Raw genomic sequence first — 13,436 nt, 5'->3', positions numbered from 1 at the left:
ACGCTGCGCATTCGGTCCTTTAAGACTGTATTCATTGTAACAAATATGGAGAGGAGTTTCATGGAAGCGTCCGAAGAAGGAACATTTGAAAACATTTCTGGTAAATAAAGCATTATCACAAATTTGCAGGATTCTCTGGTATGATAGTCGAATAGAACTAATTCAGGTGACAGATTTGTGACATGGGACTGTTGGTTTTAGATTACGTGATAGGATTTGGGGTGGGCATTTTGTTCAAAACCTGCAACTGCGGACAAAGTATGAAATTGGAATTAAGAAAGCTGATTCATGAAAGAAAAACTCGGATATGTGATGTTCCTGTTTATGCCTGTCAGGCCTGCAGGAAGTATGAGCTTCTGCCACTTATTAAACCGGATTTGCTGCGCTATCTCGCATCGATTAACAATGAGACCGAGCGAATACGCGTTTCGTTCGCAGATGTCAATGAAGCCGCATATGTTCTTCGTGAAGTGTTCCGTACATACGATGATGATTCGTCACCAGAATGGCAGGCGCGCTGCATGGAAGTGTTTGACGAGCGCATTAATATGCTGTTGGATCTATTTCGTTATGCCCAGAGCCTGGCCGACGGCGACTGGATGAGACAAATTGAGGGGCGTCTCGAGCAATTAAGCACCATAAAATCTCTCATTCCTGAAAATTCGAGCAATTATGCAAGATAATTTTCAGAAAATTTTCGTGGTTGTTGGATTTTTCACGCACTTTTTGTTAGGATAGAGGATAGGAACTTCAATACAATGAAGGGAATGTATATCCTATGGCGACGTTGACGAAAATGACTACTATAGAAGAGCTGAGCAGCACGCTGGAATCTTCCGATCGGAAGCACTTGCTTTTGTTCAAACATAGTACCAGATGCCCAATCAGTGCCGGAGCCTACAGGGAAGTGCAAGCTTACCTTGAGGACCAGCCGAACGAGCGGATCGACTATGTGTGGATCGATGTCATTGCGGACCGACCGGTGTCGAGCCAGGCTGCCGAAACTCTGAACATCCAACACGAATCGCCGCAAGTTATACTTGTGAAAGAAGGAGCGCCAGTCTGGCATACATCCCATTCCCATATTACGGCTGAAGCGCTGAAAGCTCAATTGGACGGCATATGATGCCGTGTCGTTGCACAAAGCAGTAATTTGTCGTATCATAAATTCAATTGGTATTGAACGAATGAAAATCTATTGGCAATGGAGAGAAGGAATTTGACGGTAACCATTTACGATGTTGCGCGCGAAGCAGGCGTTTCCATGGCGACGGTATCCCGGGTTGTAAACAATAACCCGAACGTTAAGCCTCAGACCCGGAAAAAAGTATACGAAGCGATTGAACGTTTAGGGTATCGTCCGAATGCGGTAGCCAGAGGCCTGGCCAGCAAGAAGACCACAACCGTCGGCGTTGTGATCCCTGACATTTCAAACTCGATCTTTGCGGAGATTGCCCGTGGTATTGAGGATATTGCTAACATGTATCACTATAATATAATTTTGTGTAATGCCGACAAACGTAAGGAAAAGGAAATCCGCGTAATCAACACCTTGCTCGAGAAGCAAGTGGACGGGCTGTTGTTTATGGGTGGAACGGTGACGGACGAGCATATCCAGGCGTTCCAGACATCGGCTGTGCCGATTGTTCTCTGTGCGACCAGCGATGAGAGAGGTTCTTATCCTTCGGTCGACATCGATCATGAACAGGCTGCGTTTGATGCGGTCAACACGCTGATTCGGCACGGACACCGCGAGATCGCTATGATCAGCGGCACGCTGCAGGATCCGGCAAACGGCTATGCTCGTTTCCAAGGCTACAAAAAAGCGCTGGAAGCGGCAGGCATCGAGTATCAAGAGGATTTGGTGCGGATCGGTAACTATCGTTATGAGTCCGGCGTGGAAGCGATGAAGTACTTCCTGGGCCTCAAGAAGAAACCAACCGCTATATTTGCCGCTACCGACGAGATGGCGATTGGCGCTATTCATAGCATTCAGGATGAAGGCTATAAAGTGCCGGATGACTTCTCGATCATCAGCGTAGACAATATCCGGATGGCTTCGATGGTACGCCCACAGCTGACAACGGTGGCCCAACCGATGTATGATCTGGGAGCCGTAGCGATGCGTTTGCTTACCAAGCTGATGAAGAAGGAAAATGTGGAGAATCCTCGCGTGATTCTGCCGCATGAAACGATTCTTCGCCTCTCGGTCAGCCATGTGAACGAATAGGCTGCTTGAAACCAAGCGTTTAGATGAACAAGATGGATTCGAGAAAAGCTCCTGGTTTTAAGGGGCTTTTTTCTGGTGGGATTTTTTATGCGCTCTTATAATCAGGAGGGATATCGACATGACAACACAGGTGATCGGCCTTATCGGGGCGATGGACGAAGAAGTGGAGCTGCTGCTCGGTCAACTGGAGAATAAAGAAACAACCGTTAAGGCAGGAGTTACCTATGCATCGGGAACGATCCATGGCAAGCAGGTCGTCGTATGCAAGAGCGGGGTGGGCAAGGTCAATGCAGCGGTCACCACGCAGATCTTGATCGACTTCTTCGGCGTTTCCAAAATATTGTTTACCGGCGTAGCGGGCGCGCTGCATCCGGAGCTCAACATTGGCGATATCGTGATCTCCTCCTCATGCATGCAGCATGATATGGACGTGACGCCGTTAGGCTTTGCGCGCGGGGTCATCCCGTACCAGGAGCTGTCCGATTTTCCCGCCGACGCCTCTTTGATCCAACTGGCGGAGGAGGCCTGCAAAGAGCAGGCGGTGAATCATTACATCGTAGGGAAGGTTCTGTCCGGGGACCAGTTCATTGCCAGCCGCGATACGGTGCAGACGCTCTACGAGGAATTGAACGGGGCTTGCGCAGAAATGGAAGGCTCTGCCGTTGCCCAGGTATGTTACATGAACGGCGTGCCTTATGTGGTGATCCGATCCATGTCGGATAAGGCCGACGGTTCTGCGCATGTCAACTTCCCCGAATTTACTGCAAAAGCTTCCAAGCGTTCTCATGAAATCGTGAACTATATGCTGGGCAAACTCTAGCAGCAAATGATAGGAAGCGCTCGTTATGCTTAATCCGGCATGAGCGAAAGATACACAAACTCCCCTGAGCAAAGCCCAGGGGAGTTTGTTTTATTGAGAATCGAATTAATACATAAACCGCTGTCTGAAACGGATCCGGTCGAATTGTTCTTGCGATGAAAGCGGCACGTGCCGTCCGATTCTGACCATGAGGCAGTTGGCGGGATGGGAGCAGATTTCCGGATCGTCGGTTGCGTACCATTCCATATCCACGACTTTCATTAAGCGCTCCATCATTTTGCGATAATCCCACACGTTAAGTCCGCTGCCTTTTAGGTCCCAATGCCAGTAGTATTCGGTTGTAAACACGATGTAGCGCTCCATCTGGCCTTCCTCGAATGCGGTTTTGATCATCCGCTGCCCAAGGCCTAGGGAACGGTAGTCTTTCGCAACCTCGATGGCACCAAGCTCGATCAAATCTTCCATATTGCCCTCAGACCAGCGTTCCTGCTCATCCGGGTGATGAAACGTTACGTATCCTACGATCATATCTCGGTCTCTCGTGATGATGATTCTGCCTTCGGGCAGGCCTGCAATTTCCACCAAAGCCTCATGCTGCTCCGCAGGACGACGAAAAGCCTTGAGATCAGGGTGCATGGTCAGTTCGGATAGCTGCTCGGGAGGTACAGGTCCTTCGATGATCAGGCGGCGGTCTTCAGGGAACAAAACATGAGACTGGTATACCTTGCAGTGTTCCATCCGTTACGCTCCTTTCAATTCCATACCCTACTTATAGCAAAAAAATAAAAAAATGAAAAGCAATGACAGGCAAACAAAAGCTATGATATAATCTTTTCGACATAAAACCTTCACAATTGTATCGTACTTAACGATATGTTTCCTTGCGAATTCCAAGGGTTAATGACTCGATGACTGTGACAACGTGATAACCCGCCGCAATGTGTAAAATGTATGTTTCATTCAATCATTTTGTAAGCGCTGTCCACTATGAGGAGACCGATTTGAGAATGAGGAGGATGTTATCATGAATCAAACGCATAGCGAAATATTGCCAAGTGAAGTATCACATTCCAATATGAAGAGTTACGAGCAGGCACGCTCCGAATTTTCATGGGACGAAATCGAGAGACATTTTACTTGGTATGAGACGGGTAAAGTAAACATGGCGTACGAGGCAATCGACCGTCATGTAGCGGAGGGACGAGGAGACAAGGTAGCACTCTTGTACAGTGACGCCGCCCGCGAGGAGACTCTTACTTTTGCGCAATTGAAAGAGAAATCCGACAAGTTCGGCAATGTGCTGCGCAAATATGGCGTGAACAAAGGCGATCGGGTATTTATCTTTATGCCGCGCGGCCCAGAGCTCTATGCCGGTTTGCTTGGTATTTTGAAGGTTGGTGCCGTGGTAGGCCCATTGTTCGAGGCGTTCATGGAGACGGCGGTAAAGGATCGCTTGGAGGATAGCGGAGCGGTTGCGCTGATTACGACGCCTGCGCTGTTGTCACGGGTGAAACGGGATGAGCTACCCGAACTGAAGCATATTTTTGTCGTTGGCGAAGTGGAAGAAGAGGATCCGCGCCTAGTAAACTACCACAAGGAAATTGAAGCCGCATCCAGCGAGCTGGAGATTGAATGGCTCGAGCGGGAAGACGGATTGATCATGCACTATACATCAGGCTCAACCGGGAAACCGAAGGGCGTGTATCACGTGCAGAACGCGATGGTGCAGCATTATTATACAGGCAAGGTTGTTCTGGATTTAAGGGAAGACGATATATATTGGTGTACGGCGGACCCGGGTTGGGTAACCGGTACGTCATACGGTATTTTTGCGCCATGGTTGAACGGCGTGACCAATGTCATTCGCGGAGGCCGCTTTAGCCCGCAGGACTGGTACAGCACATTGGTAAACAACAAAGTAACGGTATGGTACAGCGCTCCGACTGCCTTCCGGATGTTGATGGGGGCAGGTTCCGATCTCATCGACCAATATGATTTGAGCCATGTACGGCACGTGCTGTCCGTTGGCGAGCCGCTCAACCCCGAGGTAGTGCGTTGGGGACACAAGGCTTACAAGCAGCGTATCCACGATACATGGTGGATGACGGAGACCGGAGGACAGCTGATCTGTAACTATCCGGGGATGGCGATCAAGCCGGGATCCATGGGGCGCCCGTTGCCGGGCATTACGGCGGCGATCCTGGACGATCACGGGAAAGAAGTTGCTCCATACACGATGGGGAACCTGGCCATCAAGACACCTTGGCCGTCCATGATGAGAACCATCTGGAATAACGAAGCGAAGTATCAAGAGTATTTCCGTATTCCGGGCTGGTACATTTCCGGCGACTCGGCCTATATGGACGAGGATGGATACTTCTGGTTCCAGGGCAGAATCGACGATGTGATCAATTCGTCCGGGGAGCGAATCGGGCCATTCGAGGTGGAGAGCAAGCTCGTTGAGCATCCGGCCGTAGCCGAAGCCGGCGTTATCGGTAAGCCTGATGTAACACGCGGCGAGATCATTAAGGCCTTTATCTCCCTGCGTGAGGGCTATACGCCTTCTCAGGAGCTCAAGGATGAAATCTATCGTTTCGTGAAGGAAGGCCTTTCCGCCCATGCCGCCCCGCGTGAAATCGAGTTTAAGGATAAACTTCCGAAGACGCGCTCCGGTAAGATCATGCGGCGCGTATTGAAAGCCTGGGAACTGGATCTGCCGACTGGCGATCTATCCACGATCGAAGATTAATAAGCAGATCATAACAGAGCTGGCATGAAGATGGCTAACCGCCATGTTCATGGCCGGCTCTTTTTTTATTTCAGAGCGTTGTCTCCAGTTAAAAATAAAACCAGCCCATCCACAGAGTAATGTCTGTAGAAGGGCTGGTTTTTACGTAAACGATCTATTTCTTCTCAAAATATACGGCTGGCGAAGCTGCAGATTCACCAATCGGATTGACGGCAGTAATTCTAAAGGTGCCGCCAATCGGGTTGCCCGAGGTATAGTAGAACTCCGTGCTCTTGCTGGAGCCGAGAATCTGGTAGTTCCCGTCACTGTTCGGACTGATATAGATATTGTAGACCATGACCTCTTCTTCCGGAGCGTTTCCGCTCCAATTGGCCTGGAAACCCTCCGGTGTAGCTGTGAGTGTCGGCTGGCCAGGTGCAGACGGTACGGTCGTCGCGCCTTCATTCCCAAGTCCGGGATCGATACCGGGCTCTTCCTCGGCGATGCCGTCATCAGGCTGGTCGATGGTGTCATCCGGGTTCGTTTCGGTGTCGCCCGGTAATGGGAATCCAGATGCTGTGCCGCCCACAATAGCGCTTGGCTCAGACGTCTTGCCGGCTACGTCAACGGCGACGACGTAATAGGTCGTAAATACACCGTCAGCTCCGAGGCCAGAGAAGACTAGGCTCTCGTCGCCAAGAATGACCTGCCCTTGATGTGTGTACGGGCTGCCGTTCACGGACTTAAAGAGCCGGTATCCGACAACATCAGGCGATCCGCTGGCATTAAAGCTGATGGAACCGCTGCCCACCGAATAGTGTACGTTTTTCGGTGGAGTAGGGGCCTTGCCGTCGTCCGTTCTCGGGTCGACCTTGCTTGGCATTCCTTTTTTCGCGTCTTGCGGAAGATAGGATTCCAGCGATTTCTTTTCACCTTTCATAACCTTCAAGGCGTTCTGGAGTTCTACAATCAGCTCGTCAATCGGCTTTTCGCGCTTGATTACGATTTGTTCTCTCAACATATCCAAAGGCGTTGCTTCCTGTGGAATATAATTTACGCCCCGATAGGTAATGTATTTTGCTTTGGCGATGCCGTCATCGCTTTCGGTAGGCACGAACTTCGCGTTGAACAGATCCGTTACGAATTTGTCCGTTAAGGAAGTCGGCAGCTTGCCGCTGTAAGCGGAGACCGTCTTGGACGTTATGCCTTCCGGCTTCTCGAACGATTTGGTTGGGAACAGCTCCGGCTTCACGTCCGTCGCTTCGTTCATGATTCTGGCCCAGATGGCCTGGGCGTGCTTGCGCTGGTCGCCGACAAGCGTATTTTTTTGCTCCTTGTATCCGACCCATACGCCAAGCGTAACATCGGGCGAGTATCCCATGAACCAAACATCCCCGTAGTTCTGGGTGGAGCCGGTTTTACCCACGACGGGAACCTCATTGAATTTCTTGTACGTATCCCGGACCTTGCTGGCGGTTCCGTTCGTAATGACGGTACGCAGCATATCCGTCATGAGGTACGCTGTCTGCTCGGAGAATACCTGCTCCGGCTTTACTTCGTGTTTATAAACAATATTGCCTTTGGAGTCCACGATTTTCTCGATCATGAATGCATCCGTGAATTTGCCTTGATTGCCGATGGAACTGTAGGCGTTCGTCAGCTCTTCCACGGTCACGCCGTAATGCAATCCGCCCAGTACGCCGGTTGAAGCATTATAATCGTCTTCCTCCAAAGTAGTGATGCCCAGCTTCTTGGAAAACTCCCAGGCCTTCTCAATGCCGACCGTGTTGTTAAACAGCTTGAGTGCCACCGTATTGGTCGAATCGTTCAGCGCCTGTCTTGCCGTCATCAATCCTCTGTACCCGGTGTACGAGTTTTTAGGGATATGGAATACTTTGCTGTAGTCCTTTAAGATGATCGGTGAATCGTCCACCACGCTGGCAGGCTGAATCGCCCCCGTATCAAGTGCCGGTAAGTAGGCGGCAATAGGTTTCATGGCAGATCCGGGCTGCCGTTTCATTTGCGTAGCATAATTCATTTGTTCCGTGTTGAAGTCCCTGCCCTCAATCATACCGAGAATGGCGCCGGTTTTGTTGTCGATCATCATCGCGGCGGTTTGCTCCATTCCTTTTTCGGCGCTGTCAGGCAAGTAGTTGCTGTCATCCTCAGCAATGGAACGCATGGTCTTGTAGAGCGTCCGGTCGATGGTGGTGTACACACGGTAACCGCCGGTGCTCAGCTGAGCACGGGAAGCGTCCATCAGATCGGAGTTCGCTTGCGTGCCTTTTGCGTTCTCTTCAGCTTCCTGGCTTAGCTGCATCAGAATGTTCGATGCTTGACGTTCGACTTCCATCATGAGATAAGGATAAGTCACATAGGCTTTCTGCGTCCGAGGAGCCAGCGATTTTTTGATATCGAATGCTTTGGCCTCATCGTATTCGGCTTGCGTTATTTTACCTTCTTCCAGCATGCTTGCCAGCACGCGGTGCTGGCGGTTTATGGCCCGGTTGAACGATTTCTCATCAAATTCTCCTTTGCCGTTGAAGGCCGAGTAGGAGGATGGCAGCTGCGGAAGACCTGCCAAGTATGCAGCTTGGGCCACATTCAGATCATTCAGATTGTTGATGTTGAATATTCCTCTTGCCGCTGCCTTGATCCCGAACAGCTGATATCCGCTCGAGCCGTTGCCGTATGGAACCTTGTTCAAGTAGGCCGTCAAAATCTGGTCTTTACTTAAGAAGCGCTCCATCCGCATGGCCAGCAGCATTTCTTTTACCTTACGGTTATCCGTTTTGTCACGACTTAAAAAAGTAAGCCTGGCCAGCTGCTGCGTCAATGTGCTGCCGCCGGTTTGAACCGGCTCATTCAACACGCGTTCCTTCACGGCGCGAGCGGTACCTTTTATGTCAACACCCTTATGTGTATAAAAACGGTTGTCTTCTATGGATACGACGGCATCTTTAACAAGCTGGGGAATCTCCTTGAACTCCACAGGTCGTCTGTCTTCTTCGGTTCTAAGCTGTCCGATCGGTGAGCCATCCGCGAAGTAGGCAAAGCCCGTTATGGCATTATCGTTCACCGTGTTCTCAATGAGCGCACGCGATCGTACCGGCTCATTCTCGACAATAGAGGTTACATAACCGGCTACGGCTCCTCCGGCGAACAAAACGCCCATCAGACCTACCACAAAGAGCCATCCGATGACGGATCCCAGCACCCGCAGAAAGGACCGTTTTCGCGGTTTTTTCTGTTGTTCAGGCTCTTGTTTTTTCTCCTCAACCATGAATGTATACTCCTCCTTTTAACGCACCTATTATAGCATAAATCGAAGGTTTTGAATCATGTGTACCTATATAGGGTGTCCTTTTTTGAGGAAGAATGACTTTTTGGGAAGGGTGCAATACATATGCCGCCAAGTTCATACGGGAAAAAAGCTTTGAAGGCCCCTGGTTTAAGGCGGAGCCTTTTGATTCGAAGAAAAAGCCGCGCTCGACAAAAAAACCTGAAGGCCGGGGCCTTCAGGTTTTTTGGGTTCCGAATGAATCTTAACGGTTGTAGAATTCGACGATTTGTTTCTCGTCGATGTCTTGGGAAAGCTCGGAACGTTCTGGAAGACGGATGTATTTCCCTTCCATTGCTGCTTCATCAAACTCGAGGTAAGCTGGAAGATGCACGCGGTTAGCCAAAGCTTCCTTGATGGAAGAGAGGCTGCGGCTTCTTTCACGAAGGCCGATTACATCGCCAGTGCTTACAGCGTAAGAAGCGATATCGACTTTCTTGCCGTTCACAGTCACGTGACCGTGAGCTACCAATTGACGAGCGCCCGCACGGGAGTTGCTGAAGCCAAGACGGTAAACCAGGTTGTCCAGACGGCTCTCAAGCAGGAACATGAAGTTCTCACCCGCGATACCTTTCATGCTGGTAGCTTTGTTAAACAGGGTGCGGAATTGCTTCTCGCCCAAGCCGTACATGTGACGCAGCTTTTGCTTTTCTTGAAGCTGCATACCGTAGTTGCTTACTTTTCTCCGTTGGTTAGGACCATGCTGACCTGGAGGGAAAGGGCGTTTTGCCAATTCTTTACCTGTACCGCTCAGGGAGATTCCCAGACGACGGCTTAATTTAAATTTAGGACCGGTGTAACGTGCCATGTTATATAGACTCCTTTTTAATTAAAGTTTCATTAGGGCTCTATTTGCGCCGTATTTGTTTGCTCTATCCGTCATCTTCCGGAAGATCTGCCAGGAAAGTTCAGCCGCTGTCCTGTCAGTAACAAATAACGTGAGGGTGACACAACCCGCCCAAATTCATCGAATGCATTGCATTCTTACTCAACAATAAATATTATATGAAGTAATGATATAAAGTCAAGTTCAACCTGCAACTTACTATAACTTGGTTTTTGTCTAATTTTGTCGATAGGACCATGGACCTAAAATTATTGTGAAAAACGCATAAATTCTGATGCAAAAATGGGTAGAAAAGAGTAATATGATATTGGAATAAGTAGTAGCAATTATCTAGTTACATATCGTAGTGTTTTTTGGTTATTATCATTCCCCAACATGTTGAACAGCCGGGTTGCCGCCATGCGGCAGTCGAATGGATCCTTACATTATGAATCGGAACGCCAGTCTTGGATAGGCCTTTTATAATGGTGCAAAGGAGCGCCCAATATGTCAGAAGAACAACGGAAAGTGTATGAAAGCTCTCCCGGTTCTGCGGTCATGTTCAATGATGCCGGGCCAATTCCTGGAAACGAGCCTCGTCTATGGCTTCAGGGCTTGGATATTACACCTCATGATTTCCCTTATATTCAGCCTCTCATATCAGACAGCTATCTGGAGTGGCTAAGAGAAAGCGCTGGCACGCAGGCGATGCGGAAATTCAGCTGGGCCCTTCTTTCTCATGAGGGAGCTTGGCTGACAGGGGCACCCGAAATAACGGAATACGTTCATGCAAGCGAGGATGAGACGCTGGCGCATACGCTCCGTTCGAAAGAAGCCGCCCAAGGCATGGGCAAGGGTTCGCTTGAGGGAAGGGTGCTGTGCGCTGTCCCGCTGTTCACGCGCGTCCATGGCGATTTTTTTGCGGTGATGGTCAGCGTTGCCTCGGGGAGGATGGAGCCGGAGCAGTCGCTCATGCTGACGGAAACTTACGCATTGCTGTTCCGTTCCTGCTTCTACCGCCAGATGGAGTACATCTTTGCGGATGACCTGGAGAAGGTCCACCGCCAAGCCGAACGTGAAGTGCAGAGGCGTTCCATCTTGTTTCAGTACGTGAAGCGGATGCATGTGCAGATCAATGTGGACAGCGTGCTGGTGGAGGCTATTGATAGCGTCCTGGCCCTGTATCCCAAGGCGAAAGTCGAATTATTTATGTCACAGGACCATGAAAGCGTTCATCCGCTCGTGCGTCCGCTGCTGCTCCATCATTGGCAGGAAGAGGTTTATGTTCGCACCTTTATGGAAGGTTCCCTGACGATTCATGAGCATGAAGAACCCGACACGCTGGTGGAGATCGGGATTCCCATGGGAGGCAAGCAGGGCGTGTATGGGGTGCTTCACGTTGAAGTGGACAAGTCGGAACTGCCCGATATGGATCTGGAGCTGCTGGGGATGATGGCCGATGCCGCAGGCACCGCCTTCGAGAACGCCAAACTGTACGAGCAATCCAACCTGATGATCCATGAGCTTCGCATGATTAATGAGCTGACCCAGCGGCTGAACAAAAGCTTGCATTTGGCGGAGATATTTCAATTCGCCAATCATGAGCTCCTCAAGATCCTTGAGGCGGATTACTGCTGCATTCTGATCCATAACGAGGAGCTTGGCGGTCTAGAGGTGGTATCCTGCAACGCCGAGTGGCTGGCCAAGGAGGTCTTCGAGAAGGACTACGGCCTGGGGGGCCTTGTCTATCATTCAAAGGAGCCGCTCATTCTGTCAGACTATCAGGAAGAGCGTCCGGCAGAATCCAGGCTGATGGAGAGTACGCGGTCCAGCTCGATGATTGCTACTCCGCTTATGGTTAACGGCGAGGTGAGGGGCGTCGTCCTGCTCACCCATGCGAAGCGGCATTATTTTTCGTACGATAGCTATCGGCTGCTTCAAGCGCTGACAAGCCATATCGGCTTGGCGATCGGCAATGCCTTTCTGCATGCGGAAGTGAGAAGAATGGCTAACCGGGATATGCTGACCGAGCTGTACGCGAGACATTATCTCGATGAAATGATCCATGAATGCCAGAACCGTGATTTTTGCGGCTCGCTCATCGTGGTGGACATCGACGAATTCAAGCAGGTCAACGACACATTCGGGCACCAGCGGGGGGATAAGATTCTGAAGCAGGTCAGCAGCATCGTAAAAACAACCATTCGTCACAGCGACATTCCGGCCCGTTGGGGCGGTGAGGAGCTTGCGGTGTATTTGCCGGGACTTGGCATTCAGCAGGCGGTGCAGGTTGCAGAACGGATTCGCTTGCGGGTGGCCGAAGAGACCGATCCGCGCGTAACGGTGTCCTGCGGGATTTCCGAGTGGAACTGGACCAATGACAAGATCAGCGTGGAGTCGCTCTTCTATCGGGCGGATATGGCGCTCTACGAAGCCAAGAACGGCGGTCGCAACCGGATCGTCGTGGAGAGGGCCGAAGCCGAGATCGGAATGGATTAGATACCCTGCAGCTAAGAGAGGCTGCAGGGTTTTTTCTGTGATCTGCATAATGTAAGGGGCCGCGGATAGCCTAATAGCAAGATCAACGAGAGGCTGATGATTATGCGAAACAGAAGGTTACGAAGCGTCATCGCATTGATGGTATTCATTTTTGGCTTAACCGGATGCGCCTGGCAGGATCAGCTGACTGCCGAAGAAGCGTTTAACCGTGCTTTGTCGGGGCTGTCCGGCATCGATAATTTCTCTTTTCGAGGAGAAACGGCGATTCGGAGCGGAGAAACAGGACCGTTTGAGGAAAGCCTGGCGTTTGAAGGGAATCTGCGGCATCATTCCGACCTGACCTTATCTTCAAAAGAGAGAAGCACCGTTATAAAGAATGACAAGATGTCTGCCGAGTCGGCATATAAATCGAATGAACTTACCGTGACGCTCAAGCGAAAGGATGGCAAGTGGAGCACGCTCTCGTCGGAGCATGCCGGGGGAATGTGGATGAACCGGTTAAATCCGCTGGAATTGCTGGAGTACATGGGCAAGTCGGAGAAGACCGTAACCCGGGAACTGGGGGCCGCAAGAGGAACCAAGGTGCTGCGTGTCGAGCTGTCGCCCGAGGCGGCTGCCCATATGGTGCAGGAGTCGCTGGATGATCAGATGAAGGCGTTGGCTGAGCGGATTGAACGCAAAGACGACCCGTTATACAGCGACGATCCGAAGGTTCGCAAGCGGCTGAAGGAGATCTGGGAAAGGGACTACCATGAAATGAAAAACATGCTGAATGAGGCGGATGCCGTTTCGGTCTGTCATGTAACCATTAACAGAAAAAGCCAGCTGCCTACCAAGATGACCATGGAGCGCAGGTTATCCTTTGTGGACGAACAAGGCAAAACACGTACCGAAACACTGCTGTCGGATGTTACGTTTACCGGTTATTGAGCCATTAAAAATATTTTCACGATGAGCGCTGACGCGAGGCTGCCCGGCGTGCTACAATAATAT

General features: G+C 50.6%; 10 protein-coding genes. 7 read left to right on the top strand and 3 right to left on the bottom strand.

Annotated features, from left to right (window positions below; all coding sequences use genetic code 11):
- The first annotated feature begins 182 nt into the window (after positions 1 to 182).
- The 4 genes from RB297_RS16965 (at position 183) to RB297_RS16950 (ending at position 3,050) form a co-directional block, all read left to right on the top strand.
- Positions 183 to 683: a hypothetical protein gene (locus RB297_RS16965; protein ID WP_375121006.1), complete on the top strand. Its 501-nt coding sequence runs from the start codon at positions 183 to 185 to the stop codon at positions 681 to 683.
- Positions 684 to 778: 95 nt separating this feature from the next.
- Positions 779 to 1,126 carry a bacillithiol system redox-active protein YtxJ gene (gene ytxJ, locus RB297_RS16960; protein WP_375121005.1) on the top strand — a complete coding sequence of 116 codons (348 nt, stop codon included), beginning with the start codon at positions 779 to 781 and terminating at the stop codon, positions 1,124 to 1,126.
- A 93-nt stretch (positions 1,127 to 1,219) separates the two neighbouring features.
- On the top strand, positions 1,220 to 2,230 hold the full coding sequence (gene ccpA, locus RB297_RS16955; RefSeq protein ID WP_015734310.1) for a catabolite control protein A: 1,011 nt from the start codon (positions 1,220 to 1,222) through the stop codon (positions 2,228 to 2,230).
- 118 nt (positions 2,231 to 2,348) lie between these two features.
- Positions 2,349 to 3,050: a 5'-methylthioadenosine/adenosylhomocysteine nucleosidase gene (locus RB297_RS16950; RefSeq protein WP_375121004.1), complete on the top strand. Its 702-nt coding sequence runs from the start codon at positions 2,349 to 2,351 to the stop codon at positions 3,048 to 3,050.
- Positions 3,051 to 3,155: 105 nt separating this feature from the next.
- Here RB297_RS16950 and RB297_RS16945 read toward each other — a convergent pair whose 3' ends face one another.
- On the bottom strand, positions 3,156 to 3,788 hold the full coding sequence (locus RB297_RS16945; protein ID WP_009589652.1) for a GNAT family N-acetyltransferase: 633 nt from the start codon (positions 3,786 to 3,788) through the stop codon (positions 3,156 to 3,158).
- 286 nt (positions 3,789 to 4,074) lie between these two features.
- Between RB297_RS16945 and acsA the strand changes: the two genes are divergently transcribed.
- Positions 4,075 to 5,799: an acetate--CoA ligase gene (gene acsA, locus RB297_RS16940; protein ID WP_375121003.1), complete on the top strand. Its 1,725-nt coding sequence runs from the start codon at positions 4,075 to 4,077 to the stop codon at positions 5,797 to 5,799.
- A 154-nt stretch (positions 5,800 to 5,953) separates the two neighbouring features.
- Here acsA and RB297_RS16935 read toward each other — a convergent pair whose 3' ends face one another.
- Positions 5,954 to 9,061, bottom strand: a complete 3,108-nt coding sequence (locus tag RB297_RS16935) for a transglycosylase domain-containing protein (protein WP_375121002.1) — start codon at positions 9,059 to 9,061, stop codon at positions 5,954 to 5,956.
- Between the two features lie 262 nt (positions 9,062 to 9,323).
- Positions 9,324 to 9,926: a 30S ribosomal protein S4 gene (rpsD, locus tag RB297_RS16930; RefSeq protein WP_009589567.1), complete on the bottom strand. Its 603-nt coding sequence runs from the start codon at positions 9,924 to 9,926 to the stop codon at positions 9,324 to 9,326.
- A 525-nt stretch (positions 9,927 to 10,451) separates the two neighbouring features.
- On the opposite strand from rpsD, the gene RB297_RS16925 reads away from it, so the two are divergent.
- Positions 10,452 to 12,443 (top strand): sensor domain-containing diguanylate cyclase, encoded by a 1,992-nt coding sequence (locus RB297_RS16925; RefSeq protein ID WP_375121001.1) that lies wholly within the window; start codon positions 10,452 to 10,454, stop codon positions 12,441 to 12,443.
- Positions 12,444 to 12,545: 102 nt separating this feature from the next.
- Positions 12,546 to 13,373: a hypothetical protein gene (locus RB297_RS16920; RefSeq protein WP_096773130.1), complete on the top strand. Its 828-nt coding sequence runs from the start codon at positions 12,546 to 12,548 to the stop codon at positions 13,371 to 13,373.
- The last annotated feature ends 63 nt before the right edge of the window (positions 13,374 to 13,436 follow it).

The sequence above is a fragment of the Paenibacillus sp. CR_12 genome, assembly GCF_041953985.1.
GTDB lineage: Bacteria > Bacillota > Bacilli > Paenibacillales > Paenibacillaceae > Paenibacillus_AQ > Paenibacillus_AQ lautus_A.
The sequence above is the reverse complement of the archived record's forward strand: the minus strand, read 5'-3'. Positions and strand labels throughout refer to the sequence as shown.